This is a genomic window from Actinomycetota bacterium, from assembly GCA_019347575.1.
In the GTDB taxonomy this organism is placed as follows: Bacteria; Actinomycetota; Nitriliruptoria; order Nitriliruptorales; family Nitriliruptoraceae; genus JAHWKY01.
In genome coordinates this window covers 149116-175869 of the sequence record JAHWKY010000006.1, presented here as the reverse complement: position 1 = coordinate 175869, position 26754 = coordinate 149116, and the positions used below count along the sequence as shown (strand labels likewise).

Below are 26754 nucleotides of genomic sequence, written 5' to 3'. Positions count from 1 at the left end.
CCCCGCCGCTACGCCCCGCGGCCGACGTCGCGGGGCAGGGCGGCGGCCGTGGTCGTCAGGCGCGTCAGCGTGATGACGAACGTGGCGCCAGGTCGGTCTTGCGGTTGCACGACCTCCACCGTGCCCCCCATCAGCTGGATGACCTCACGCACGACCGCGAGGCCGATGCCGGTCCCTGGGACGTTGCGGGTGCGTGCCGCCGCCCCGCGGTAGAAGCGCTCGAACACGAGGTTGCGCTCGTCGGGCGCGATCCCGGGCCCCTCGTCCGCGACGGACACGAGGCCGCTGGTGCCACGCCCCTCGACCGTGACCCGGATCTTCGTGCCGGGCGGGCTGTAGCGCTCGGCGTTCGTCAGCAGGTTGGTCACCGCCCGCTCGAGCAGCCCCGGGTCGGCGGCGACGGTGACGTCCGGCTCAATGTGCAGTTCGATCGAGTGTCCCTGAAGGACCGTCGCGAGCGACGCCGTCAGCCCGACGACGAGCTCCGAGAGGTCCACGGGCTGCAGATCGGCTTCCAGGGCTGCACGTTCGATGCGGCTGAAGTCGAGCAGCTCGGCGATGAGCCCGTGCAGGCGGTGCGCGTTGCGGTCGATGCGCTGGATGAAGTCGGCGAGCTGGACCTTCGAGAGGTCGTCTTCCCGTCTCCGGAGGATCTCGGTGAAGCCCACGATGGCCGCCAGCGGCGTGCGCAGCTCGTGCGAGACGGTCTCGAGGAACGCGGCCCGCAGCCGATCGGTCTCCCGCAGTCGTTCGGCAGCGGCGCGTTCGTGCTCGAGCGCCCCACGCAGCAGCTCCTCCGCCTCCCGCCGCACTGAGACGTCGCGAACCGCCGCGATGACCTCGAGCTGCTCGCCCTCCCCGACCGGCGCCAGGCTCATCTCGACGGGGAACTCCGAGCCGTCCGCCCGCACCGCGACCAGGGACCGGGACGGCGGCGCCTGGGCGCCGGCGGGTGGGCGGGCCGAAGACCGGGACGCCGGCGCCTGGGCGCCGGCGGGTGGGCGGGCTGAAGAACCGTCCGAGCCCATGTCACGCGGGCGAGGGCGGTCGATGAACGCCCCGCGGTGCGCTCGGTGCAGCCCGCGCGCCTCCTCGGGGAGCAGTTCCTCGATCGACCGGCCGATCAGATCGTCGGGGTCGTAGCCGAACAGGTCCCGGACGCGGCGGCTCGCCATCGTTATGGTGCCGTCGCGGGCGACGACGAGCGTGGCGTCCGGCGCGTGGTCGATCAGCGCCCGCAACCGCTCCTGCGCCTCACGCAGGTCCTCGGTCATGTCGGCGGCCAGGCTGAGCGCGCGGTCCCGTGCCCGGACGTGCTCGTTGGCGAGCCGCGCCAGGAGGCCGGTCAGGAGCAGGCCCACCAGCGCCACGCCCCACGGCAGCGAGCGGGGTCCGGACGCGAACCGGGCCCCCGGCACCACGAACACCCGCCACCGTCGGTCAGCGACGTCGAGGTCGACCCACGCGGCGCCGTCCTCGACGTCGACGTCAGCCGTCGTCTCGTAGAGCAGGGTGCCGCCGGTCGCCGCAGCTTCGGGCCCTCCGCGGGCACCGAGATCGTGGATGCGGGTCTCGATCTGCCGCAGCGGAGCCAGGATCTCGTCCAGCAGGTCACCGGAGCGGAACACGAGGCGGACGGTCCCGGCGAACGTGGCGTGACGCTGTTGCAGCGACTGGGGGAGGCTGAGGGTCGTGTAGACCGGCGACATCAGCACGAAGCCCCGCTGGTCGGCCTGCTCCTGGACCAGGCGCACCGGCGGGGTCGCGACCATCGCTGCCGTGTCGCGTGCCCGATGCACCTCGTCGAGGCGGCGAGCGTGGGACGCGAGGTCGAACCCGTGCGCGGTGGTGTTGGCGTCGTAGGGCACGATGTAGTCGATCGGGTAGTGCACGTCGGTCTCGACCGCTGGCCGGAGGTCGAAGCCGGGGTAGCCCTCGCGCCGCACGCTCGTGTCCTGCTGGACCGACGTCACGTAGCTGTCCACCGCTCCCGCACGGATGCTCGGAGACCACTCCACCGACTGGACGCCGCGGATCATGTCCTGCTCCACGGCGAGGCGGACCCGGCGTTCGAACTCCTGGCGTCCGAGGACGTCGTTGAGCAGGAACTCGTTGCGGAGCTGACCGAGGAACACGGTGTAGGAGCGCAGCCGGTCGCGGACACGGGCTGCTGCGTTCTCGGCGGCGGAGTCGAGCCGGGCGCGCTGCTGGGCCTCGACGGTCGCCACCGACCACAGCGTCGCGACGAGGGTGATCAGGACCCCGGCCGCGACGATCGGGGCCACGGAGCGGTACCCGTGGCCGAAGCTGGCTGTGCGCTTCGGGGGCGTGACGACGTCTCCCTGGCCGGTGCAGGTCCTGGTTCCTGTCGGCGGGGACCCGGCGTACCTGAGCGGTACGGGGCGGAGGAAGGGATTCGGGGGGCCGACCTCGAAGTAGGCCCCGAGAGGCTCCTAGCTGGACGAACCGAGGGGAACCACCGTGCGTCGCTCCGCCGCCCTGCTGCTACTGCTCCTGCTGCCCGGTCTGGTCGCGTTCACGCTGCCATCGCTGAACGAGCAGACCGTCGAGCGCACCAACGAGTGGACCTGGACCGAGGAGTTCTTCCCCTCCGACGACGGCACCTCGCTGCATGCGGACGTGTTCCTCCCCGCCTGGGCCCAAGAGGGAGACACCTTCCCCGTCATCGTCTCGGTCGGGCCCTACTTCCGCACGACCATCGGCCAAGAGGGGCCGACGCTGCGCTTCGAGGACATGATGGTGGAGGGCCGTCCGTTCGAGCGCGGCTTCGCCTACGTCCAGGTCGACTCGCGCGGCTACGGCGGCTCGGCAGGCTGCTACGACATGGGCGGCCGGGGCGAGCGCATGGACGCCAAGGCCGCGGTCGAGTGGGCTGCCAGCCAGCCCTGGTCCACCGGCAAGGTCGGGATGTGGGGCAAGAGCTACGACGCCTGGACCCAGGTCATGGCGCTCGCCGAGGACCCCGAGGGGCTCGCGGCGACGGTGATCCAGGCCCCGCTGATCGGTCTGTACGAAGGCATCTACCGCAACGGCGTCGGGTTCACGGCCGGCTGGCGCCTGATCAACGTCAGCTACCTCACCTACGACGCCCCACCGAACGACCCCTTCGGCAGCTCCGAGCAAGAGCTGATCAACGGCGCCTACATCAATCCAGCCTGCTTCGCGTACCACGCTGCGAACCAGCAGGTCCACGAGCCTGATCTGCCGTACTGGCGCGAGCGTGACCTGAAGGTCCCGGCGGCCGACACCGACGTGCCGGTGTTCTGGACCCACGGGTTCTTCGACATGCAGACCAAGGCGAACAACTTCCTGCCGGTGTGGAGCGAGCTGGAGAGCCCCAAGCGTGCCTGGTTCCACCAGTCCGATCACGCTCGCGGTTCCGAGCACGACCCCGAGGACCCGACCCCGCGTGTTGGACGGGACGGCTGGATGGACGAGGCCATGGCGTTCCTCGAGGAGCACCTCATGGACGCCCCGGCAGCCGACCTGCCGGCGGTCGAGGTGGAGGACAACGAGGGCAAGTGGCGCAGCGAGGACGCGTGGCCACCCGCCGACGCGACGCTGCACCGCTTCCCGCTGCTCGGCGGTACCTACGTGGACAACCAGGGCAACAGCGCCGGCAACCCCAGCAACGGTCTGTGGACCTTCACCCCGCCCGCCCCGTACGACCTGCGGTTCAGCGGTCCGTACGAGGTCGCGGTGGACGTGGACACCGAGTACCCGCTCGCCAACATGGTGACGTTGCTGTACGACGTCGGGCCCGACGGCGTCGCGAGGATGATCCAGCGCGGCGCGCAGCTCATCGACGGCTCCGGTGGGGTCGCTTTCGAGTCGCTGCCGCAGGACTGGATCCTGCGTGAGGGGCACCGTCTGGGGCTGTTCGTGTCGGCCTCCGACTCGTCGTTCTTCTTCCCGGTGCACACGCGCGGCGACGTCACGGTCAAGACCGGGACGTGGTCGGTGCCGTTCTTGGGCTACGAGCGCACGCCCGACCTCGAGGGTGGCCCCTCGGATCCGAGCACGACCACCCAGATCTTCCGCGTCGCGCTGCCGTCGAACCTCATCGAGGGCCGCACGGTCGACGCGCCGTTCCCGCCCGCCCCGATCTCGCAGGACTGACGACCTCCGGTAGCGCCGGGTGCGCGGCGGTGGTGCTGCGCACCCGCGCGTTGGCACCATCGGGCCACCTGTCGGAACGCAGGAGCCCGTTACCGAGGCCCGTCCGGTCGACGGGCACATCACCCCGCACAGCCGCCATCGGCGCCCCATGCTGGACACCGAGCAGCGACGACTCGGAGGCTGCACGTGGCGACGAACCTGGTGACCACCGGACCACCGATGATGACCCTGCGCTGGGGTCAGGAGACGATCGAACGGGACGGGGCGACCGAACGCAGCTTCCTGCCCGCGACCGCCTACGCCGAGCCGCAGGGCTACCTACACCCCGGGGTGCTGGCGGCCGGCATCCTCGACGCGGCCCGGCTCGGGGCGGGCCTGCCCCGGTCCGTCGCGTCGCTGTCGGTCGCGGTCGATCGGCTCGTGCCGGTCGGCGACGAGCTGTACGCCGCAGTGTCGACGGATGGCGACGACGTCACCGTCGAGATCCGGCGCCGGACCGACGCCACGACCGAGGACGAACCCGTCATGGTCCTCGCCACCGGCCTGGTCCGGGCGGGGCGGTCCGAGCTCCCACCGCGGTTCGCCTCGATGCGAGCGCTGGCCGACGTGCCGCTGCCGGCGGCCGAGCATGACCCCTCCGGCGACACGGACCTGCACACCACCTGCTGGCTGTGTGGCGACAACCCCCAGGGGCTGCGACTGAAGCCGGGTTGGCACGGACCCGACAGCGTCATCACCTCGTTCCTCGCCGACGAGGACACCAGCGAGGACGGCGTCTTCTCCCCCGCGATCACCGCGGCCGTGCTGAGCTGCCCCACGCTGTGGCCCAACCGCGCCCAGCTCGAGGATCGCGACGCGCGCGGGGCGGTGCTCGCCAGCTACGACGTCACCTACCTCGAGGACGTGCCGCCCCGCGCGACGCTGCGGACCGTTGGCGTCGCCGGTGACGCCGACGACGCGTACGTGCGCGGGGCGTCGGCGTTGCTGTCGGAGAACGGGACGATCCACGCCACGGCGCAGGCGAGCTGGCGCATCGTCAGCGCCCCGCCCGCACGTGAACCGGGGCGCGCCCCCTCCGCGGGGCGCGACACGCCCCTGCGGGGTGGCCGACCCGAAGCCCACAGCCCGGAGGGCACCGGCCGCCCGCTGCCGGGGCGCCGGGAGTCGCCGGGACCCCGGTCGGAGCGTCCGGGCGACCACGACGCACGTGCGTCGCAGGACCTGCGGGACGTGCCCGCCCCGACGACGATCGCCGCACCACGCATCACCGAGATCCCCTAGCAGCGCGCTCCTACGAGCGCGCGGAGGCAGCCTCGGCGCCCACCAGGCTGCTCCCCGCCACCGGCGAGCATGGGTATGAGCCCCACCGCGGTGGGGCTCACGGGTTCGGGGGTCTGGCGCCCGGTTCCTGACGGTTGTCGGGTCGCTTGAGGCGTCGGGTCGCGGATCGTGCGCGACGGCCACTCGGTTGCGACGCCCTTTCTCGGAAACCCTCGTCGACGAGGCGGCGTAGCGCCGCGTTGGTGATGCGGATCCGCCCACCGGTCAGGGTCGTCAGCAGCTCGCCCGGGCCGTGGGTCAGCCCGATCAGGTCCTGCAGCGTGGTGGTGGCCAGCACCAGCGGCTGCGCCGGCTTGACCTTGCAGGTGGCGCCACCCCCACCGGTGCCTCCGTCGCCACCGCCGCCATCACCGTCACCGTCGCCGTCGTCGCCGCCGCTGCCGTTGCCGTCGCCGCCGTCAGGGCCGTCGCCGCTGTCGAAGGGGTCGGCGTCGTGATCGTCGTCCGTGCAACCGCCGTGGCCGTCCAGGGACTCGCGGAAGATGTCCACCAGCGCGTCGCCACCTCACTGCGACGGCCACCCAGTTGCGATGGCTGTCTCTCGGAAACCAGGCGCATCCGGTGGTTTCCGAAGTGCAAGGGAAACCACCGGATGCGAGGGTTTCCGAAAGCAGCGTTAGCGACCTCCGAGGCCGTCCCGGACGGGGAGGCCGCCGGTCCCGTCCAGACGGGGCTGCATCATCGTGCGGTTGACCGCGGGCTCGGCCTCGGCCTCGGACTGTTCGATGCGGGAGGCTTCCAGCTCGGCAGCGAACAGCACCACTCGCCAGGTGATCTCGTCGGGCTCCTCGTTGCGGGCCGTGGCCAGGTCGTCGACCAGCGCCGCATCGAGTTGCGTGCGCTCGTGCTTGCGCAGGCGCGCAGCGGCGTCGACGATGGCGCGGGTCTGGCTCCCGGTGATCTGGCCCGCCCGGAACCCCGTGAACGTCGCGGACATGTCCACCAGCGTGGTGGCGGCCTTGAGCAGCATGCGCCGGCCGGCTCGGGTTGCGTGGCCGAGCTGGCTCAGCCACAGCTCCAACGGCACCCCGGTCGCGGCCGGATCGGCCTAGACGTCGCTGACGGCCCTTACCGGAAACCCTCGCATCCGGTGGTTTCCGTTGCACTTCGGAAACCACCGGATGCGCTGGTTTCCCGAGACAGCCAACGCAACCGCTGCGAGCGCGACCGGGACCACGAAGGGCTCGTCGTCGGGCGCGGGGCCGTCGTGGCGGCTGGTCGAACTCATACACCGAACGTACCGTCGCCCTGTGACACGTCAAGACCCGATCCACGAGCATGTGGAGAAGTGGACGACCGGATCAGCGCGTTGACGATGGGGGACGGCCCCGGCTGCCAGCCGCACCGGCACGACGAGATCCCGTCCTCCGCCAGTGCTAGTGACGGGGACGCGCGGTAGGGTCCCGTCGCCGGCCGCCGAAGGGACCGTTCTGCCCGGCCGCCCCCCCCGCCCCGAGGGCCCGTTCGTCCGCGTCGAGGACGCCACGCTCGTCCGTGACGGCGGCGGCGTACGGGTCGTCATCAGCCGCTTGCCGCAGGCACAGCAGGTCGGCGACGCCATCGCGTCCGGCGGGGGGCAGGTCGACGTCGAGGGCGACCGCCTCCGTACCGTCTCGACCCCCTCCCGGATCGCCAGCGCGGCGGGGCGCGCAGGTGGACCCGAGCTGGCCGAGCTGATCGAGGCGACCGTCGACTACGCCGTCGATGCGTGGCTCGAGCCGCCACCTCCCCTCGTGACCGCGGTCGGCACGTTCGCGTTCTCGCAGGGACCGCTGGTCATGGGCGTCGTGAACGTCACCCCCGACTCCTTCTCCGACGGCGGCGTGCTGTTCGATCCCGACGGCGACTTCAAGGCGGCCATCGAGCACGCCCGCGAGCTGGTCGCGGCGGGCGCCCAGGTGATCGACGTAGGTGGCGAGTCGACCCGGCCCGGGGCGGACCCGGTCCCGGAGGCCGAGGAGCTGCGACGGGTCATGCCCGTGGTCGAGGCGCTGGCATCCGACGGCATCATGGTGTCGGTCGACACGTCGAAGGCTCAGGTCGCCCGCACCGCCGTCGAAGGCGGCGCCGCCCTCGTCAACGACATCTCCGCAGGCGCTCTCGATGGGCTGATGTTGCCGACCGTGGCTGAACTCGGCGTGCCCTACGTCGCGATGCACATGCGCGGCACGCCCCGCACGATGCAGCGCGACCCGCGCTACGCGGACGTCGTCGGTGAGGTGTTCGACTTCCTCGCCGAGACGGTCGAGCGTGCCGCCCACGTCGGTATCGACCGCAACCGTGTGATCGTCGATCCCGGCATCGGGTTCGGCAAGACCGTCGACCACAACCTCGCGCTGCTGCGCAGCCTGCGAGACTTCACCTCGCTCGGACGCCCGGTGCTCGTGGGCACCTCGCGCAAGTCGTTCCTGGGTCGCATCACGGGCGTCGAGGAGCCGGCGGAACGTCTCATCGGCAGCGTGGTCTCCGCCGCTCACGCTGCCCTCTGCGGGGCTGCCATCGTCCGGGTCCACGACGTGGCCGAGACGGTCCGTGCGCTCCGCCTCACCCACGCCATCGCCACCGCCACCTGAGCCGCCCGTGCGGCGTCGCTCCTACAGCTAGGGCGGGGCGAGGGCGTCGGGGCAGCCGTGCTGGTAGGCGGTCCGGACCAGCCACAGGGGATCGGCCGTACGATGGCGTCGGTACCGGGTCGGAGAGGTGTTGGACCGGATCGCCATCGAGGGCATGGAGGTCTTCGCGTACCACGGCGTCCTACCACGCGAGCGTGAGGAGGGTCAGCGGTTCCTGATCGATGTCGTGGTCGAGGTGGACCTGTCGGCCGCCGGCGCCTCCGACGACCTCAACGACACGGTGGACTACGCCGCGCTGTCGGAGCGTGTCCACCGCGCCGCGACCAGCGGACCCTACGACCTCATCGAGCGCCTGGCCGTCGCCGTGCTCGACACGTGCTTCGAGGAGCACCGGGTCCACGCTGCCGAGGTGACCGTGCACAAGCCCGACGCCCCGGTCGCCGTCCCGGTCCACGACATCTCCGTGACCATCCGGCGGGAACGGACGTGAGGTTCCGCGACCTGCTCCGGCCGCGACGGCGAACGCCCGTCGACGCCTACCTCGGACTGGGCAGCAACGTCGGGGCGCGACTGGACACGATCGAGGCGGCGGTCCGCGACCTGCACGACGCCGAGGGCATCGACGTCACCGCGCTCTCCGGGGTGTACGATACCGAGCCGGTCGGAGGCATCGAGCAGGATCCTTACCTCAACGCGGTCGTGGCCGTGCGCACGACCCTCGCCCCGCAGCGGCTGCTGACGACGGTCCAGGCGATCGAGGAACGCCACGGACGGGACCGGTCGCGTGAGCAGCGCTGGGGTCCTCGGACGCTCGACATCGACATCCTGCTCTACGGCGACCGCACGATCGACGACGAGGACCTCGTCGTGCCGCATCCCCGGCTGCGCGAGCGCGCGTTCGTGCTCGTGCCGCTGATGGAGGTCATGCCTGCGGGGGAGCTCCCTGACGGCACCCGTCTGAGCTCGATCGTCGCCGAGATGGCCCCGATCGAGGGTGTGGAGCTGCACGTGCGCCTGGCTGGGCTGCCGGGATCGGGCCCCGAGCGCCCCGCCGGTCCTCCCGGCCCGGGAGCGTTCCTCGCGGACGAGTGGGAGCGTCCGGTGGGTCCGCCCCCGGGGGTGGAGCGGTGAACGACCGGCTGCCTCGAGGCACCGTCACCGTCATCGGCCCCGGCCGGGTCGGCACGTTGCTGGCCGCCGGGCTGACGCGGGCCGGCCACCGGATCGTCGCCGCCGGCGGCGGCGGTCTGGAGTCGCGTGAACGGTTCACGGCAAGGTTCGCAGGAGCACGCAGCGGCAGCGACCGCGACCTCGCCGAGCTGGCGCGGGGCGCCGACCTCGTGGTGATCAGCACCCCGGACGATGCGGTCCCCACGGTCGCTGACGCGCTGGCCGCGGCGGATGCCGTGCACGAGGGACAGCGGATGATCCACGTCGCAGGCTCCCTCGGCCTCGACGTGCTCGAGCGCCCCGCCCTCGCGGGAGCGCGCACCGCCGCCTGTCACCCAGCCCAGACGGTCCCCGATGCGACCGCCGACCCCGACGTCCTGGTCGGCGCGGCCTGGGCGGTCACCACGCGCCCCGCCGACCGCGCGTGGGCGCGCGATCTCGTCGAGCAGCTGGGCGGGACGCCCCACGACCTACCCGATGCCGCACGGCTGCTCTACCACGCGGGACTCACGGTGGGCAGCAACGCGGTCGGGGCGGTCGTCACGGTCGCGCGCCGGCTGCTCCTGGCGGCGGGCATCGACGACCCGGTGGCGTTCATCGGTCCGCTCGTCACGGCCTCGACGCGGCACACCGTGGAACGCGGCGCGGCCGCCCTCACCGGCCCGGTCACCCGCGGTGACGCCGGCACGATCACCCGACACCTCGAGGTCCTCGATGCCGACCTACCGGAGCTCGCCACCGCCTACCGTGCGCTGACCCGGGTGATCCTCGACCAGGTGCGCCCGTCGCTCGCCGAGGACCAGGTGGCCGCGCTGGAGGCAGCCCTGGGAGGCGGAGGATGAGGCGGATCGTCGCCGTCGCCGAGCTGCGCACGGCGATCGCAACCGCCCGCCTCGACGGACGCCGCGTCGCACTCGTGCCCACCATGGGCGCGCTGCACGCCGGGCACCTCGCGCTGGTCGAGGCGGCGTGCCCCGCTGCGGACCTCGTCGTAGTCAGCATCTTCGTCAACCCGTTGCAGTTCGCACCGGGCGAGGATCTGGATGCCTACCCACGCGATCTGGAGGGAGACGAAGCGCAGCTGGCGTCGCTGGGTGGCCACTGCCCGGATCTCGTGTTCGCGCCGACGGTCGAGGAGGTCTACCCGCGCCCCGTCAGGACGACCGTCTCGGTGGCGGGCCTCACCGAGGGCCTGTGCGGGGCGAGCCGGCCGGGGCACTTCGACGGGGTGACGACCGTCGTCGCCAAGCTGTTCAACCTCGTCCAGCCCGACGTCGCGTTCTTCGGCCGCAAGGACTTCCAGCAGTTGCAGGTGATCCGGCGGATGGTCGCCGACCTCGACGTGCCGGTCGAGGTGGTGGGCGTGCCGACGGTGCGCGAGTCCGACGGGCTGGCGAGGAGCAGTCGCAACGCGTACCTCGACGACGACGAGCGGGCCGCGGCCACGACCATCTCGCGGGGCCTTCGGGAGGCGGTGCTCGCGGCCAGGGAAGCGCGTGATGCGGGGCGTTCACCTGACCCCGATGTGCTGCGGGAGGTCGTCAGCGATACCCTGGCATCGAACCCCAGCGTCCGTTCCGAGTACGTCGAGGTCGTCGACCCCGACACGCTGCAGCCCCCCGACGGTGACCGCCAAGAGGGCGACCGCGAGGAGGCGCAGAGGACCGCGACAGGTTCGTGGCTGGTGGCCGTGGCGGCCTACGTTGGCCGGGCCCGACTGATCGACAACGTCGTCGTCGGGGACGAGTCGGACGAGGAGCATCTGCTCGCAGCGACCAGTTGAGACACCGGTTGGAACCGGCTGAGCCGGAACGACACGGGAGGCCCACGTGCGACGCACGCTGATGAAGTCCAAGATCCACCGCGCCACCGTCACCGAGGCGAACCTGGCGTACGTCGGGTCGGTCACGATCGATCCCGACCTGATGCAGGCCGCGGATCTGCTGCCCAACGAACGGGTGCAGATCGTCGACTGTGACAACGGCGCACGGCTCGAGACCTACGTCATCCCCGGCGAGCGTGGCGGCGGTGTCATCGGCCTCAACGGTGCCGCCGCACGGCTTGTCTATCCTGGCGACCGCGTCATCATCATCAGCTACGCGGACTTCGACGATGCTGAGGCGCGACAGCACGAACCCACGGTGGTCTTCGTGGACGAACAGAACCAGGTGACCCGAACGGGAGTCGAGATCGCGGGTGCGGTGGCTTAGGGGCAAGAAGGACGACGAGGCCGACGAGCCTCTCGACTGGACGACCGATGGTGCTGAGCTCGAGTACGAGGTCCCCCCAGTCGGACCGGCGCCGACCGACGCTGCAGCGGAGCCACCCGCCGAACCCGAACCATCCGCGGAACCCGAGCCCGTCGCCGAGCCGGCGTTCGAGCCGTCATCGGTCGCCCCCCGGGCGCACATCCCGGTCTACGAGCCCCAACTGGACGACTCCGACCTCCAGCGCGCGAGCCGCCGCGCGGTCGCACGCGCCCTCGCCGAGGACCTCGGCGACCGTGGAGACGTCACGTCCCTGGCGGTGCTCGAGCCTGGACTCGTCGGGACCGCCCGCATCGTCGCGCGGACCGAGGGCGTCGTCGCCGGTGTCGCCACGTTGGTCGAGGTCTTCGGCCAGGTCGACGCTCGCGTCGAGGTCAGCCCGGTCGTCGAAGACGGCCAGCACGTCGCCGCCGGCGCCACCATCGCGACGCTGCAGGGGCCGCTGCGTTCGATCCTGACCGCCGAGCGCTGCGCCCTGAACTTCCTGAGCCACCTGTCCGGCATCGCCACCACGACCGCGCGCTACGTGGAGGCGGTCGCGGGGACCGACGCGAGCGTGCGCGACACGCGCAAGACGACGCCGGGTCTGCGTCTGCTCGAGAAGGCCGCTGTCCGCGCCGCGGGAGGCGCGAACCACCGGCTCGGGCTGCACGACGCGATCCTCGTCAAGGACAACCACGTGGCCGCCGTCGGCGACCTCCGCACCGCCGTGTCGGCGGCGCTGTCGCGAGCCGGGGCGACGTCGGTGCAGATCGAGGTGACGTCGGTCGCCGAACTCGAGGTCGCCCTCGACGCGGGGGCGACCGACATCCTGCTCGACAACTTCTCGGTCGAGCAGGTCCGCCACGCGGTCCAGCTCACCGCAGGGCATGCCCGTCTGGAGGCCTCGGGCGGCATCACGCTCGACAACGCCCGCGCCTACGCCGAAGCCGGTGTCGACCGCATCTCGGTCGGGGCGCTGACGCACTCCGCGGAGCACCTCGACGTCTCCCTCGACGTCGAGAGCGCCGAGGTGCCGTCCGCCTCACCGTCCGCCATCCCCCACCCGCGGTCGACGACCTCGCCCACGGACGCGGGGACCGTCGCTGCAAGCGGGGCGCTGTTCGATCCGAACCGCTCCGCGCCGCAGCCCCAGATGCCGCCCGACGCCGCGTCCGAGCCGGATGTGGAGGCCGAGGCGGTACCCGAGGCGGCCCCCGAGGGGGTCCCCGAGGCGCAACCTGCACCCGCGGTGGAGGCCCCATCGGAGACCGCGCCTGCCCCGGAGGTCGAGCCCGAGCCGCAGCCTCCCGCGGAGCCGGAGCGCCCACCCGAGCCCGAGCCTGAGCCCGAAACGGAACCCGAGTCCGAGCCGGAACCCGAGTCCGAGCCCCCTGCGGAACCGGAGCGCCAGCCCGAGCCGGAACCCCAGCGCGGAGCCGACTCTGGACGGCAGCCGCCTGCCCCTTCCGAGGAGACCGTCGCGGCGTTGGAGCGGACGCTCGACCTCGAGGACGATGACGTCGACTGGTCCGTGTTCGACGACGATGGTCCGGTGAGGAGCGCCGGGCCGCCGCTCGCTGCCCGTCGTCCCCAGACCGAGGATGGAGCCGAGCCAACGGTCCCCGAGGCCAGTTCTCCGGAAGCCGACGCTCCGGCCGAGCCAGCGATCCCCGAGGCCACGGCGCCGGACCCCGAGGCTCCCGAGCCCGAGGCCCCCGAACCCGAGACCACCGAGGGAGGCGTCGCCCCGTCCGACCAACCGCCGCCACGCGGCGACGAGTTCGCCCAAGAGGCGACGGCAGCGGAACCGGAGCCGACCGACGGCGACGGTCCGGACGATGACGAGTGGACCGAGAGGTCGGAGCTCGAGGACACCTCGGAGGTGCCCACCGTCAAGCCCCGCTCGCCGAGCGAGATGGGTCTGTTCGCCCGGCACCCGCGCGTGCAGAACGGGGACTGACCGGTGCTGCTGGCGGTCGACGTCGGCAACTCCAACACCGTCCTCGGCGTGTTCCAGGGCGCGGAGCTGGCGTACCACTGGCGCATCTCGACCGACTCGGCCCGGACCTCCGACGAGTGGGCACTGATGATCCAGGGCCTCCTCGCGTTCGAGCGACTCGGCCTCGACGACGACCTCCACGGGGTCGTCATCGCCAGCGTCGTGCCGCTGATCACCGAGCGCCTGCGGGCCATGACCGACCGCTACTTCCACTCGCCGCCGATCCTGGTCGAGCCAGGTACCCGGACCGGGATCGCGCTGCGCTACGACAACCCCAAGGAGATCGGCGCAGACCGGATCGCCAACGCCGTCGCGGCCTTCGAGCTGTACGGCGGACCGGCGGTCGTGGTCGACTTCGGGACGGCGACGTCGTTCGACGCGGTGAGCAAGGACGGCGAGTTCGTGGGCGGGGCGATCGCCCCGGGTGTCAACACCTCGACGCAGGCGCTGGTGAAGGGCACCGCCCGACTACCGGATGTCGAGACGCTCACCCCGCCCTCCGCGATCGGTCGCTCCACCACAGCCGCGCTCCAGTCCGGGATCGTCTACGGCTTCGCCGGTCAGGTCGATGCGGTCGTGCAACGGATGCGTGACGAGCTCGGTCCTGGTACGACGACAGTCGCCACGGGCGGGCTCGCCCCGGCGGTGCTCGAGGCCTGCGAGACCATCGACCACCACGACCCGTGGCTCACCCTCAAGGGCCTGCGCATCATCTGGGAGCGCAACACCGCCCGCTGACCCGCCCGATCGCGTCGATGTACGCGATCCGGTGCCAGATGGCAACGGAATGCGTACACCAACGCAGCGAGCCACCGAGCCGAGCCTGTACGCCAGGCCGCGCGTTCGCGCGATGGATCCGGTTCCACGGCGCCTCCGGGGTGAGTGTGTCAAGGCACGCTCGTTGAGGTTGGCTGACGCGTCGGTGTACCGCTGGGCTCGGTAATGACCGAGAGGACCGGTACACCGACTTGTCACGCCTACGCTCGCGCCCCGCCCCGGAGGATCGTGTGACGGACGAGCAACGCCCCGAAGCCGTGACCGCCGAGGAAGAGGCGTCGCGGCTCGACGATCTCATCCAGGCGCGCCGTGACAAGGTCGGGGCGCTCGCCGAGGCCGGTATCGAGGCGTTCGCGTACCGGTTCGACCCGACGCACACGCTCCGCGAGGTGCGTCGCGCGTGGGCGGACATCGAGCCGGGGTCCGAGACCGGCGAGGTCGTGCGCATCGCGGGGCGCGTCGTCGCGAAGCGGGAGATGGGCAAGCTGCGCTTCCTCGTTCTGCGTGAGGCGGGCCAGGACCTGCAGCTGTTCGTACCCGCGAAGGTCCTCGACGAGGCGTCGACGGCGCTGCTCGAGCATCTCGACGTCGGCGACTGGGTCGGGGCCGAGGGCGAGGTCATGGCCTCGAAGCGGGGCGAGCTGTCGGTCCGCCCCGCCACCCTGACGCTCCTCGCCAAGACGCTGAGGCCCCTGCCGGACAAGTGGCACGGCCTGGCGGACGTGGAGCAGCGCTACCGCCAGCGTGAGGTCGACCTCATCGTCAACGAGGACAGCCGGGCGGTGTTCGCCATCCGGTCGAAGGTGGTCCGCGCCCTCAGGACGGAGATGGACGAGCGAGGGTTCGTCGAGGTCGAGACGCCCATGCTCCACCCCATCCCCGGGGGTGCCGCGGCGCGTCCGTTCGTCACCCACCACAACGCGCTCGATGTGGAGCTGTTCCTGCGCATCGCCCCGGAGCTGTACCTCAAGCGTCTCATCGTCGGCGGCATGGATCGGGTGTACGAGATCAACCGCAACTTCCGCAACGAGGGCATGAGCGCGCGGCACAACCCCGAGTTCACGATGCTCGAGGCGTACCAGGCGTACGGCGACTACACCGACATGATGGAGCTGACCGAGGCGCTGGTGCAGCGCGCGGCCATCGAAGCCCGCGGTCAGCTCGCCGTCAGCTTCCAGGGACGCGACGTGGATCTCAGCGGCCCCTACCCGCGGCGGCCCCTGCTCGAGCTGGTGCGCGAGGCGACCGGGCGAGACGACCTCACCTACGACCTCGACCTGGTCGATCTCCGCGCGCTGTGCGCCGACCACGGTGTGCCGACCGAGTACGCGTGGGGCGCCGGCAAGCTCGTCGTCGAGATGTTCGAGAAGCTGGTCGAGCCGGGGCTGTGGGAGCCGACGTTCGTGACCGAGCACCCGATCGAGACCTCACCGCTGGCGCGGCGCCACCGCTCGCAGCCGCACGTCACCGAGCGCTTCGAGCTGATCGCCACCGGCCGGGAGTGGGCCAACGCCTTCACCGAGCTGATCGACCCCAACGACCAGCGCGAGCGCTTCGAGGCGCAGGCGCTCGCCAAGGCCGCCGGTGACGAGGAGGCGATGGTGCTCGACGAGGCCTACCTGCGAGCCATGGAGGTCGGCCTGCCGCCGACCGGTGGACTGGGCGTCGGGGTCGACCGGCTGGTGATGCTGCTGGCGGACGTCGCCAACATCCGCGACGTGATCCTCTTCCCCACCCTGCGCCCCGAAGCGTGATCTCCACCACGTGACGCGAGCCGATCGGCTGCCACGTACCTTCACCGTTGTGAGAGCGCTCCCCGTGACCTTCGTCGCCGCCCTCGCGGTCCTCGCCGGCCTCGTGCCGGTACCGGCCGCGCATGCACAGGGCGATCCGCTGCGCGGTCGACAGTGGGGCCTGGAGCAGGTGCGGGCTCCCGGAGCGTGGGAGCGCAGCACCGGGGCGGGGACGACCATCGCCATCGTCGACTCCGGCATCGACCTGGGCCACCCCGACCTCGTCGCCAACGTGGTCGCTGGCGTCACGTACTCGGGCTGCGCCGACGACTTCGACGGCTGCGGCAACGGCGACTACCGCTCCGGTGAGGAGCCGCCGTTCTCGGGTCACGGCACCCACGTCGCCGGCATCGCGGCCGCGCTCGCCGGCAACGACGTCGGCATCGCCGGTGTCGCTCCGGATGCGCGCCTGCTGTCGGTGAAGGTGCTGCACCGCGAAGACGACCAGGTGGTGGGCAACACCGCGGAGATCGCGGCGGGGATCCGCTGGGCCACGCGCAACGGCGCCGACGTCATCAACCTCAGCCTGAACGCCGGTCCCCACTCGCCCCTCATCAGCATCACCGGCGGCTTCGAGCCGGTCCGCGACGCGGTCTCGGAAGCGACCGCGGCGGGGGTCGTCGTGGTCGCCGCCGCGGGCAACGACGCGAGCGTGGTGTGCGGCGAGCCCGCCTTCGATCCCCAGGTCGTGTGCGTCGTCGCCACCGACCGCTTCGAGCAGCGCGCCCCGTACTCCAACCTCGCCGTGCAGCCCGGCTTCAACGTCGTTGCCGCACCTGGGGGGTTGAACAGCCCCGTCTGCGAGGAGGACATCGCCTCGACCTACCCGGCAGGCCACCAGAGCGTGTGCGAGCTGCCGCGGGACTACGAGTACCTGGCGGGGACGTCGATGGCCGCCCCGCACGTCGCCGGTGTCGCCGCGCTGCTCCTCGCTCAGGGGCGGTCGGCGCGCGACACGATCGACATCCTGAAGCGGACGGCGCGCACACCGGGCAGCGGGGCGCGCGGCAGCTACACGGTCACCTACGGCTACGGCATCGTGGATGCCGAGGCCGCGACCGCCGAGCCTCTCGACGCTCCGCGCATCGTCGAGCGCCACGCCGGCGACGACCGCATCGCCACGGCTGCGGCGGTCTCGCGGGCGACCTGGGCGCGGGCGGACGTGGTGACGATCGCCACCGCGTTCGAGTACGCGGACGCGCTCGCCGGTGCTCCGCTCGCGTCGCACCTCGACGGACCACTGCTGCTGTCACACCGTGATGGGCTCTCGGACGCCACGGCCACCGAGGTCGAGCGCTTACAGGCCCGTGACGCCGTCCTGCTCGGCGGCCCGGCGGCGCTGTCCGAACAGGTCGCTGACGACCTGCGCGCGATGGGCGTGCGGGTCCAGCGGCTCGGGGGTGCCAACCGCTTCGAGACCGCGGCGCAGATCGCCTTCAACCTGCCCGACTCGGACGAGGTCTTCATCGCCCAGGGGATCGACACCGACCCCAACCGCGGCTGGCCCGACGCGCTGAGCGCCTCCGGCCTCGCGGCCGCCGAGGTCAAACCGGTGCTGCTGGTGCGTTCGGACCAGCTGCCGCCGGAGACCGCGGGACAGCTGAGCCCCGACGTCGACGCGACCATCGTCGGTGGACCCGCGTCGGTCTCTCAGAGCGTCGCAGCCGCCATTGACGCGCGGGCCGGCACCGTTCGGCGACTGGCGGGCGAGGACCGCTACGCGACCTCCGTCGACGTGGCACGGGAGGCCGAGCGCCGCCGCGTGCCCGATACGACCATCTGGGTCGCCACGGGGCGCGCCTTCGCCGACGGCCTCGTCGCCGGCGCCGCCGCCGGTTCCACGCCCGGGCTGTTCGTGCTGATCGACGGCCAGGGCCTGGAAGGATCGCCCATATCTCGGGCGTTCATCGAGGAGCAGGAGGGAGCGGTGCGCCACCTGCGCATCGCCGGCGGTGTCGCCGCCGTGACGCGTGCCGTGGAGGACCACCTCCGCGACCTCGTCGGCGAGCGCTGAGCCCGCACCTAAGCCCCGACGGCTCAGGTCCAGGCGGTTCCGCACGGTCTCCGCACACCCAACCGGTACCTTCGAGGTGTCGGAACACCGCCCCCCTCCATCGCGTTGAGAAGGGGCTGGGCGTCCCACCGGCCAGCAACTCCTAGACCGAACGCCGGTGGTCGCGTCCCCGAGAGTTCGCACGAGACTTGTTGAGTATGGCTGCTGGTTGGACGACTCTCCTAGAGTGGGGAAGTCGACCCGGCAGCGGGGAGTGCTGAGATGTTCGAGAGGTTCACCGACAGGGCCCGCCGGGTGGTCGTCCTCGCGCAGGAAGAGGCGAGGATGCTCAACCACAACTACATCGGGACCGAGCACATCCTGCTCGGGCTGATCCACGAGGGTGAGGGTGTCGCCGCCAAGGCCCTCGAATCGCTGAACATCTCGCTCCAGGCCGTCCGTGACCAGGTCCAGGAGATCATCGGCAAGGGCCAGCAGCCTCCGGCAGGGCACATCCCGTTCACGCCCCGCGCCAAGAAGGTCCTCGAGCTGAGCCTGCGCGAGGCGCTGCAGCTGGGTCACAACTACATCGGCACCGAGCACATCCTCCTCGGCCTGATCCGCGAGGGTGAGGGCGTCGCCGCCCAGGTGCTGCAGAAGCTGGGCGCCGACCTCAACCGCGTCCGCCAGCAGGTCATCCAGCTGCTGTCCGGCTACTCCGGCGACCCCCAGAAGGCCGGCGCCGGCGTCGGCGAGAGCAGCGGCGGCAGCCGCGAGGGCTCGACCGTCCTCGACCAGTTCGGCCGCAACCTCACCCAGGCCGCCCGCGAGGGCCAGCTCGACCCCGTCATCGGCCGCTTCCGCGAGATCGAGCGGGTCATGCAGGTGTTGTCGCGGCGCACCAAGAACAACCCCGTCCTCATCGGCGAGCCCGGTGTCGGCAAGACCGCCATCGTCGAGGGCCTCGCTCAGCGCATCGTCGCCGGCGACGTCCCCGAGACGCTGCGCGACAAGCACCTGTACACCCTCGACCTCGGCGCCCTGGTCGCCGGGTCCCGCTACCGCGGTGACTTCGAGGAGCGCCTCAAGAAAGTGCTGAAGGAGATCACCACCCGCGGCGACATCATCCTGTTCATCGACGAGCTGCACACGCTCGTCGGGGCGGGTGCCGCCGAGGGTGCGATCGATGCCGCCAGCATCCTCAAGCCGATGCTGGCCCGCGGCGAGATCCAGACCATCGGGGCCACGACCCTCGACGAGTACCGCAAGCACCTCGAAAAGGATGCCGCCCTCGAGCGCCGGTTCCAGCCGGTCAAGGTCGAGGAGCCCACGATCGAGCACACGATCGAGATCCTCAAGGGCCTGCGCGACCGCTACGAGGCCCACCACCGCGTCACCATCACCGACGAGGCGCTCGTCGCGGCCGGCAACCTCGCCGACCGCTACATCTCCGACCGCTTCCTGCCCGACAAGGCCATCGACCTGATCGACGAGGCCGGCTCGCGCCTGCGCATCCAGTCGATGACCGCCCCGCCCGACCTCAAGGACCTCGACGAGAAGATCGAGGAGACCCGCAAGTCCAAGGAAGCGGCCATCGACGGCCAGGACTTCGAGCGCGCGGCGTCGCTGCGGGACGAGGAGAAGAAGCTCATCGAGCGGCGCCAGAGCCGCGAGAAAGAGTGGCGCTCCGAGGGCATGGACACGGTCCTCACCGTCGACGAGGAGACCATCGCCGAGGTCCTCGCCAACTGGACCGGCATCCCCGTCTTCAAGCTGACGGAGGAGGAGAGCCAGAAGCTGCTCAAGATGGAGGACGAGCTGCACAAGCGCGTCATCGGGCAGCAGCCCGCCATCGGAGCCGTCTCCAAGGCCATCCGCCGGACCCGTGCGGGCCTCAAGGACCCCAAGCGGCCGTCGGGCTCGTTCATCTTCCTCGGGCCCTCCGGTGTCGGCAAGACCGAGCTGGCCAAGACCCTCGCCGAGTACCTGTTCGGCGACGAGGGCGCGCTGATCCACCTCGACATGTCCGAGTACATGGAGAAGCACACCGTCAGCCGCCTCATCGGCTCGCCTCCCGGCTACGTCGGCTACGAGGAGGGTGGCCAGCTCACCGAGCAGGTCCGCCGCCGGCCGTTCAGCGTCGTGCTGTTCGACGAGGTCGAGAAGGCCCACCCCGACGTGTTCAACACGCTGCTGCAGATCCTCGAGGACGGGCGGCTCACGGACGCGCAGGGTCATCAGGTCGACTTCAAGAACACGATCCTGATCATGACGTCCAACCTCGGCACCAAGAACCTCACCGCCCCGGCGGTCGGCTTCGCGGCAAGCGGCGACGAGGCGTCGGTGTACGAGAAGATGAAGAAGCAGGTGGACGAGGAGCTCAAGAAGCACTTCCGCCCCGAGTTCCTCAACCGCATCGACGAGGTCATCGTCTTCCACCCGCTGACCAAGGACGAGGTCAAGTCGATCGTCGACCTGATGATCAAGCGCGTGAAGAACCAGCTGCGCTCCAAGGACCTCGACCTCGAACTCACCGACGCGCTCAAGAGCTGGCTCGCCGAGAAGGGCTACGACCCCCAGCTCGGGGCGCGGCCGCTGCGGCGCACGATCCAGCGCGAGCTCGAGGACGTGCTGTCGGAGCGGATGCTCTTCGGCGAGTTCAGCGCGGGCCAGCTCATCGTCGCGGACGTCGACATCGACAAGGACGAGGTCGTGTTCCGGGCGGTGGACTCGCCTGACACGCCCGACGTGCCCCCGGTCGAGCTCGCCGGCACCGGCAGCTCGGACGGGGAGTCGGAAGCGTGATAGTGGTCAACACCGAGACGATCCCGGGGCAGACGATCGTCGAGGTGAAGGGGCTGGTCCAGGGCAACACGATCCGGGCCAAGCACCTGGGTCGTGACATCGGCGCCAGCCTCAAGAACCTCGTCGGCGGCGAGATCCGCGCCTACACCGAGCTGCTGACCGAGGCCCGCCGCGAGGCGCTCGACCGCATGCTCGGTCAGGCGCGTCAGCTCGGCGCCAACGCCGTGGTCAACGTGCGGTTCACCACCTCGGCGGTGGCGGGTGGGGCGGCGGAGCTGTACGCCTACGGCACCGCCGTCGTGGTAGCCCCCGCCGGCTGATCGGTGGAGCTCCTCGTCCCCCTCGCGATGGTCCTGGTGCTCCTCGTCGTCGGCGGCGGGCTCGGGGCGGTCCGAGAGCGCAACCACCTCCGCGAGCTCGACACGGCCGAGCGGCTCCACGCCGCCTTCCCGGTCACCGACACGCGCACGTTCCTCGGGATGGACGAGGGCGCCGATGTCGGAGTGCTCGTCATGGGGACGGTCGTGATCTCGACCGACTACCTCAAGAGCTTCCTCGCCGGACTGCGCAACCTGGTCGGCGGTGAGCTCAGGAGCTACCAGACCCTTCTGTCCCGCGCCCGTCGCGAGGCGAAGCGCCGCATGGTCGACGACGCACGGGCCCGTCACGCCAGCGCGGTCGTGAACGTTCGCTTCGAGACGTCGATGATCGACACCGGTGGACGCAGCACGAGCAGGTCCGTCGAGGTCCTCTGCTACGGGACCGCGATCGTGCGTCGGGACAGGTCCCGAGCCGCCTGATGCGCCGCCGCCCCGACCGTCACGGCATCGAGCACGAGCCCTGGTTCGTGGCGCCCACACCGGGTACCGATACCGACGAGGGCGACGATCAGGGTGCTCAAGTAGCCGAAGGCGGTAGCACCGCTCGTGCCGACGATGCGTGGCAGCTCGTCGGCGACGAGCCGGCGCTGCGGGGAGCAGCCGCGGTCGACACAGGTTTCTACGCCTACTACCTGCGGCGCCGGGCCGAGACGAGTGACCTCCGCCGGCTGGTCGCGATCACGCTCGCCGCTCTCGCCGCGGGGCCGTTCGCGATCGTCGGGGCGATCTTGGCGTCGATCGGCAACGGCTCGTTCGCGGCCATCCTGGGGATCGTGCTGTTCGCGCCGATCATCGAGGAGGTGGCGAAGGCCTCCGGCGCGGTCTACCTCGTCGAGCGCCATCCCTGGGTCATCCGTCAGCGCGCCACGCTGCCGCTCATCACCCTGCTGGCGGGTCTGTTCTTCGCGGTCGTCGAGAACGTGCTCTACCTCGAGGTGTACATCGACGATCCCACCACCACGATCGTCGTCTGGCGCTGGGTCGCCGGGCCGCTGCTCCACGGCGGCGCTGCGTTCATCTCGGGCCTCGGTGTCGCCCGGATGTGGGGGCGCGTGCACGCCGGACGCGGCTTGCCCGACTGGTCCGTCGCGATGCCGTTCGTCGTCGTCGCGATCGTCGTCCACGCCCTCTACAACCTGACCGTCACGATCCTCGAGCTGTCGGGCTTCCCGTTCGCATGAGGCTGGCCGACGAGCTGCTCACCTGGGGCGAGGCGCGACGCCGCGACCTGCCGTGGCGGCGCACGCGCGACCCGTGGGCGATCCTCGTCAGCGAGCTGATGCTCCAGCAGACCCAGGTCGCCCGGGTGGAGCCGCGCTACCACGCTTTCCTGGACCGCTTCCCCACGCCCGAGGCTTGCGCCGCGGCGTCGGTCGGCGACGTGATCGAGGCGTGGGCGGGGCTGGGCTACAACCGCCGGGCGGTCAACCTCCACCGCTGCGCACAGGTCCTCGCCGCAGACCACCACGGGGCGCTCCCGACGGACCTGGACCGGCTGCTCGCGCTGCCCGGTGTCGGCCCCTACACCGCCCGCGCCGTGCTCGTCTTCGCGTTCGAACGCGACCACGGCGTGCTCGACACGAACGCGGCCCGGTTCCTGGCGCGCGCGGTGGCGGGGCGGCCGTTGCACCGCCCCGAAGGCCAGGCGCTCGCCGACGATCTCGTCCCGCCGGGCCGGGCGTGGGAGTGGAACCAGGCCGTGCTCGACCTCGGCGCCACCGTATGCACCAAGCGTGCCCCGCGCTGCGATGCGTGCCCGATCGCCGCGCACTGCGCCTGGCGTCGCGGCGACCGGGCCGGGCCGGACCCGGCCCACGGTTCGGCGGGGACGTCGGGGCGCCAGTCGCGGTTCGACGGCTCCGACCGACAGGGCCGCGGCAGGCTCGTCGACGCCCTCCGCACGGGTGCCGTGCCGCTCGACGCGACGCCATCGGTCGCCGGCTGGCCCGACGAGCCCGAGCGCACCCGCCAGGTCGTAGCCGGACTCGTGCGGGATGGACTCGCCGAGATCGTGGACGGGATGCTGGTCCTGCCGTCCTAGGAGGCCTGTGCCCTCCTAGATCCGTCGGTGGGCTGTCACACCTGCGATCTACGGTCGCTCCCGTCACCGACCAGGACGTCCCGATGGCTCGCCGCCCCGCCCGCTCCGCCCGCACCGCCCGCTGCCGTGCCTGCGGGCACGAGGAGCCGCGTTGGGTCGGCCGCTGTAGCGCCTGCGGCGAGTGGGGCACGGTCGACGAGGTCGTCACGTCCGGATCCGACAGCCCTCGTCCCGCCGTGGTGACCACGCCCGCCACGGCCCTGCGCGACGTCGATCCCGTCGCTCCGCGCCGGCGCCGCACGGCGATCGGCGAGTTCGATCGGGTACTGGGGGGCGGTCTGGTCCCGGGGTCGGTCACCTTGCTCGGCGGTGAGCCTGGCATCGGCAAGTCCACCCTGCTCCTGCAGGCGTGCGCACAGGTCGCCGCCGATGGACGACGGGTGCTGTACGTGTCGGCCGAGGAATCCGTCGAGCAGGTCCACCTCCGCGCCAGCCGCCTCGGCATCGACGCGCCCGACCTGCTGCTGGCGGCCGACACCTCCGTCGGCGTCATCGAGGCGCTGGCCGCGCGCCACGACCCTGCTCTGCTGGTGGTGGACTCGATCCAGACCGTCACCCACGGGGCGCACGACAACGCCGCAGGTTCGGTGGTCCAGGTGCGCGAGAGCGCCACCGCCCTGACCCGGCTGGCCAAGACGACCGGCATCGCCGTCGTCCTGGTCGGCCACGTCACCAAGGACGGTGCCATCGCCGGTCCGCGCACCCTCGAGCACCTCGTCGATGTCGTGCTCAGCTTCGAGGGTGATCGTCACCACGCCCTTCGGCTCCTCCGCGGACTGAAGAACCGCTTCGGACCTGCGGGCGAGGTCGGGTGCTTCGAGATGGTCGCTCGCGGGCTCGCCGAGGTGACCGACCCGTCACGGCTCTTCCGCACCGATCACGAGGTCACCCCCTCGGGCGTCGCCCTGACCGTGACCATCGAGGGCCCGCGGCCGCTGCTGGTCGAGGTCCAGGCGCTGGCCAACGACAGCGTCCTCGCCTCGCCGCGACGGCAGGCCGCGGGACTCGATCGATCCCGCGTCTCGCTCCTCGTGGCGGTGCTCGAGGAGCGGGCGGGGATGGACTTCGCCAAGGCGGACGTCTACGCCAGCGCGGTCGGAGGCCTGCGTCTGCGCGAGCCGGCCACCGACCTGCCGGTCGCGCTGGCGCTCGCATCGGCACGGGTGGGCGTGCCGGTCCGCGACCGCCAGATCGCGATCGGCGAGGTCGGCCTGGCGGGCGAGATCCGCGCGGTCCCGCGCATGGATGCGCGGCTGGCGGAGGCTGGCCGCCTCGGTATCGCTCGGGCGCTGGTACCGCGCCGCTACGACGGCCCCGGTCACGGGATCGAGCTGGTGCGCGTCGGCGATCTGTCGACCGCACTGCTGCAGGGGCTGGGCGAGGTCACCTCCGCACGGCCACAGGTGGACGCGGCCTGACCTGACACCACCGTCCGCCGGCCGACGTCCGCCTGCACAGCGGAGGGCTCCGTTACGCTCCGCCACGACCGCGGTGGAGGAAGCTCGGTGGCACGGTCCCAGCGTGACGGCGAGCTGTACGCCGTGCTCGACATGGTCGCGCCGGGGACCGCGCTGCGCGAGGGCATCGAACGGATCATCCGCGGCGGGCGGGGCGCGCTCCTGGTGATCGGCTGGTCGGATGAGGTCGAAGGCATCGCCTCGGGCGGGTTCGCCGTCGACGTCAACGCGACCGCGCAGCGTGTGTCGGAGCTGGCGAAGATGGACGGGGCGCTCGTACTCGACGACGACGCCGAGCGCATCCTGCGAGCGAACGTCCACCTCGTGCCCGACCCCAGCATCGTCACGCACGAGACCGGCACGCGCCACCGCAGCGCCGAACGCACCGCCAAGCAGACCGGCAAGCCGGTGATCTCGGTCAGCGAGTCGATGCGGATCGTCTCGCTGTACCTCGGCAAGCGCAAGCGCGTGCTCGAGGAGGTCTCGGCCTTGCTGTTCCGCGCCAACCAGGCGCTCGCCACACTCGAGCGCTACCGCAACCGCCTCGACGAGGTCGCCTCGGCGCTGTCGGCCCGTGAGGTCGAGGACACCGTGACGCTCCGCGACGTCGTCATCGTGCTGCAGCGGGCCGAGATGGTGCGACGAATCGCGTCCGAGGTCGAGGGCTACGTGGCTGAGCTCGGGATCGAGGGACGGCTCATCGAACTGCAGCTCGACGAGCTCATGGCGCAGGTCGAGGAGGAGCGCTCGCTCATCGTGCAGGATTTCCTCGCCGACCGGCGGCGGCGCGTCAGCTCGGTCCTCGACGAGCTCGACTCGCTCTCCCGCGACGAGCTGCTCGACCTCGACCGCCTCGCGGTCGCGCTCGCCTACGACAGCGACGAGCCGATCGACCGCTCCGTGACGCCACGCGGCTACCGGTTGCTGTCGAAGATCCCACGTCTCCCCGAAGCCGTCATCGCCAAGCTCGTGCAGCGCTTCCACAACCTCCAGCGCGTCATGGAGGCGTCCCTCGAGGATCTCGACCAGGTCGAGGGCGTGGGCGACACCCGGGCCCGCTCGATCCAGGACGGCCTACGTCGCCTCGCCGAGTCGTCGCTGCTCGAGCGCTACGTCTGATCCGGTCGTCCTGGTGCTCAAGTAGCGAAGCGGTAGCACGAGTCCTGGTGCTCAAGTAGCGAAGCGGTAGCACGAGTCCTGGTGCTCAAGTAGCGAAGCGATAACACCGTCCTGGCCAAGTTCCACGGCGTTCCAGGCCACCTCTGAACCGGTTGAGGCGCTTCTCGCGGCTCTGCTACGATGCCCCCTCGTCGAGCCCGATCGGGCGTCGGAAGGAGAGGGGAGTCACTCCGCGGCAGCACCTGCCCCGACCGCCATCGGGCACCGCGCCCACCACTCCGACCCGATCCTCGACGACCATGCCCGCGTCCGCTGTTGGCATCCGCGACGGATGCCGCACCTGGTGACAGAGGAGTTCGTCCATGGCCTTCCACGTCGGTGACACGGTCGTCTACCCCCACCACGGCGCAGCCGTCATCGAGAAGGTCGAGAACCGCGAACTCAAGGGCGAGACCCGGGACTACCTGGTTCTCCGGCTCACCTACGGCGATCTCACGCTCATGGTCCCTTGCGACTCCTGTGACGAGGTGGGGCTGCGCAACGTCGTCAGCAAGAAGGAGGTCGAGCAGGTCCTCGACGTCCTCCGCCAGCCCGAGGGCAAGCAGCCGGGGAACTGGTCGCGACGGTTCAAGGCGAACTACGAGAAGCTGCGCTCCGGCGACATCTACCAGGTGGCCGAGGTGGTGCGGAACCTCGCGACGCGCGAGAAGGACAAGGGGCTGTCCGCGGGCGAGAAGCGCATGTTGACCAAGGCGAAGCAGATCCTGCTCTCCGAGCTGGCCGTGGCCATCAAGAAGGACGAGGAGAAGGCCGAGGCGCTCGTGGAGAAGACGCTCGCCGAAGCCTACGTCTGATTC

At 71.3% G+C, this 26754-nt stretch carries 22 protein-coding genes and 1 pseudogene; 20 read left to right on the top strand and 3 right to left on the bottom strand.

Going from position 1 to position 26754, the window contains the following annotated elements; all coding sequences use genetic code 11:
- Positions 1-8: 8 nt before the first annotated feature.
- Positions 9-2285, bottom strand: a complete 2277-nt coding sequence (locus tag KY469_05890; protein MBW3662614.1) for a CHASE domain-containing protein — start codon at positions 2283-2285, stop codon at positions 9-11.
- Positions 2286-2481: 196 nt separating this feature from the next.
- On the opposite strand from KY469_05890, the gene KY469_05885 reads away from it, so the two are divergent.
- Together KY469_05885 and KY469_05880 are read left to right on the top strand one after the other, a co-directional pair.
- Positions 2482-4140, top strand: a complete 1659-nt coding sequence (locus KY469_05885) for a CocE/NonD family hydrolase (protein ID MBW3662613.1) — start codon at positions 2482-2484, stop codon at positions 4138-4140.
- Positions 4141-4326: 186 nt separating this feature from the next.
- Positions 4327-5421 (top strand): hypothetical protein, encoded by a 1095-nt coding sequence (locus KY469_05880; protein MBW3662612.1) that lies wholly within the window; start codon positions 4327-4329, stop codon positions 5419-5421.
- Positions 5422-5518: 97 nt separating this feature from the next.
- On the opposite strand, the gene KY469_05875 is transcribed toward KY469_05880, so the two are convergent.
- Together KY469_05875 and KY469_05870 are read right to left on the bottom strand one after the other, a co-directional pair.
- Entirely contained in the window at positions 5519-5971 is a 453-nt protein-coding gene (locus KY469_05875; GenBank protein MBW3662611.1) for a hypothetical protein, read from the bottom strand.
- Positions 5972-6097: 126 nt separating this feature from the next.
- Entirely contained in the window at positions 6098-6502 is a 405-nt protein-coding gene (locus tag KY469_05870) for a hypothetical protein (GenBank protein ID MBW3662610.1), read from the bottom strand.
- A gap of 757 nt (positions 6503-7259) precedes the next feature.
- Here KY469_05870 and folP point away from each other — a divergent pair.
- The 18 genes and pseudogenes from folP to KY469_05780 all read left to right on the top strand — a co-directional run bounded on the left by folP (position 7260) and on the right by KY469_05780 (position 26751).
- A complete protein-coding gene (folP, locus tag KY469_05865) occupies positions 7260-8054 on the top strand; it encodes a dihydropteroate synthase (protein MBW3662609.1) in 795 nt (264 codons plus the stop codon).
- Between the two features lie 127 nt (positions 8055-8181).
- Positions 8182-8544 carry a dihydroneopterin aldolase gene (gene folB / locus KY469_05860; GenBank protein ID MBW3662608.1) on the top strand — a complete coding sequence of 121 codons (363 nt, stop codon included), beginning with the start codon at positions 8182-8184 and terminating at the stop codon, positions 8542-8544.
- Entirely contained in the window at positions 8541-9185 is a 645-nt protein-coding gene (gene folK / locus KY469_05855; protein MBW3662607.1) for a 2-amino-4-hydroxy-6-hydroxymethyldihydropteridine diphosphokinase, read from the top strand. Before folB ends, folK begins: the two co-directional genes overlap by 4 nt.
- Positions 9182-10066, top strand: a complete 885-nt coding sequence (locus tag KY469_05850; GenBank protein ID MBW3662606.1) for a DUF2520 domain-containing protein — start codon at positions 9182-9184, stop codon at positions 10064-10066. The genes folK and KY469_05850 overlap by 4 nt, the downstream gene beginning before the upstream one ends.
- Complete coding sequence (gene panC, locus KY469_05845; protein MBW3662605.1) at positions 10063-11007, top strand: pantoate--beta-alanine ligase; 945 nt, start codon at positions 10063-10065, stop codon at positions 11005-11007. The genes KY469_05850 and panC overlap by 4 nt, the downstream gene beginning before the upstream one ends.
- A 46-nt stretch (positions 11008-11053) precedes the next feature.
- Positions 11054-11434, top strand: a complete 381-nt coding sequence (locus KY469_05840; GenBank protein ID MBW3662604.1) for an aspartate 1-decarboxylase — start codon at positions 11054-11056, stop codon at positions 11432-11434.
- 220 nt (positions 11435-11654) lie between these two features.
- A pseudogene (gene nadC / locus KY469_05835) lies at positions 11655-12494 on the top strand (carboxylating nicotinate-nucleotide diphosphorylase).
- A 942-nt stretch (positions 12495-13436) separates the two neighbouring features.
- Positions 13437-14210: a type III pantothenate kinase gene (locus KY469_05830; protein MBW3662603.1), complete on the top strand. Its 774-nt coding sequence runs from the start codon at positions 13437-13439 to the stop codon at positions 14208-14210.
- A gap of 296 nt (positions 14211-14506) precedes the next feature.
- Positions 14507-16003: a lysine--tRNA ligase gene (gene lysS / locus KY469_05825; GenBank protein ID MBW3662602.1), complete on the top strand. Its 1497-nt coding sequence runs from the start codon at positions 14507-14509 to the stop codon at positions 16001-16003.
- Between the two features lie 64 nt (positions 16004-16067).
- Positions 16068-18056, top strand: coding sequence for a S8 family serine peptidase (locus KY469_05820; GenBank protein MBW3662601.1), 1989 nt, complete (start codon positions 16068-16070; stop codon positions 18054-18056).
- 261 nt (positions 18057-18317) lie between these two features.
- Entirely contained in the window at positions 18318-20840 is a 2523-nt protein-coding gene (locus KY469_05815; protein ID MBW3662600.1) for an ATP-dependent Clp protease ATP-binding subunit, read from the top strand.
- On the top strand, positions 20837-21160 hold the full coding sequence (locus KY469_05810; protein MBW3662599.1) for a heavy metal-binding domain-containing protein: 324 nt from the start codon (positions 20837-20839) through the stop codon (positions 21158-21160). The genes KY469_05815 and KY469_05810 overlap by 4 nt, the downstream gene beginning before the upstream one ends.
- Before the next feature lie 3 nt (positions 21161-21163).
- Positions 21164-21640, top strand: coding sequence for a YbjQ family protein (locus KY469_05805; GenBank protein ID MBW3662598.1), 477 nt, complete (start codon positions 21164-21166; stop codon positions 21638-21640).
- Complete coding sequence (locus KY469_05800) at positions 21640-22401, top strand: PrsW family intramembrane metalloprotease (GenBank protein ID MBW3662597.1); 762 nt, start codon at positions 21640-21642, stop codon at positions 22399-22401. The genes KY469_05805 and KY469_05800 overlap by 1 nt, the downstream gene beginning before the upstream one ends.
- Positions 22398-23261: an A/G-specific adenine glycosylase gene (locus KY469_05795; GenBank protein MBW3662596.1), complete on the top strand. Its 864-nt coding sequence runs from the start codon at positions 22398-22400 to the stop codon at positions 23259-23261. Before KY469_05800 ends, KY469_05795 begins: the two co-directional genes overlap by 4 nt.
- A gap of 83 nt (positions 23262-23344) precedes the next feature.
- Complete coding sequence (gene radA, locus KY469_05790; GenBank protein MBW3662595.1) at positions 23345-24739, top strand: DNA repair protein RadA; 1395 nt, start codon at positions 23345-23347, stop codon at positions 24737-24739.
- Positions 24740-24871: 132 nt separating this feature from the next.
- Entirely contained in the window at positions 24872-25897 is a 1026-nt protein-coding gene (gene disA / locus KY469_05785; protein MBW3662594.1) for a DNA integrity scanning diadenylate cyclase DisA, read from the top strand.
- Positions 25898-26259: 362 nt separating this feature from the next.
- Complete coding sequence (locus tag KY469_05780; GenBank protein ID MBW3662593.1) at positions 26260-26751, top strand: CarD family transcriptional regulator; 492 nt, start codon at positions 26260-26262, stop codon at positions 26749-26751.
- Positions 26752-26754: the final 3 nt, after the last annotated feature.

Excerpts from the sequence above, each read along its gene's own strand:
- folP (MBW3662609.1), top strand. The coding sequence starts at position 7,260 with ATGGGCGTCGTGAACGTCACCCCCGACTCCTTCTCCGACGGCGGCGTG.
- panC (MBW3662605.1), top strand. The coding sequence starts at position 10,063 with ATGAGGCGGATCGTCGCCGTCGCCGAGCTGCGCACGGCGATCGCAACC.
- KY469_05815 (MBW3662600.1), top strand. The coding sequence starts at position 18,318 with ATGTTCGAGAGGTTCACCGACAGGGCCCGCCGGGTGGTCGTCCTCGCG.
- KY469_05800 (MBW3662597.1), top strand. The coding sequence starts at position 21,640 with ATGCGCCGCCGCCCCGACCGTCACGGCATCGAGCACGAGCCCTGGTTC.
- KY469_05795 (MBW3662596.1), top strand. The coding sequence starts at position 22,398 with ATGAGGCTGGCCGACGAGCTGCTCACCTGGGGCGAGGCGCGACGCCGC.
- radA (MBW3662595.1), top strand. The coding sequence starts at position 23,345 with ATGGCTCGCCGCCCCGCCCGCTCCGCCCGCACCGCCCGCTGCCGTGCC.
- disA (MBW3662594.1), top strand. The coding sequence starts at position 24,872 with ATGGTCGCGCCGGGGACCGCGCTGCGCGAGGGCATCGAACGGATCATC.
- KY469_05780 (MBW3662593.1), top strand. The coding sequence starts at position 26,260 with ATGGCCTTCCACGTCGGTGACACGGTCGTCTACCCCCACCACGGCGCA.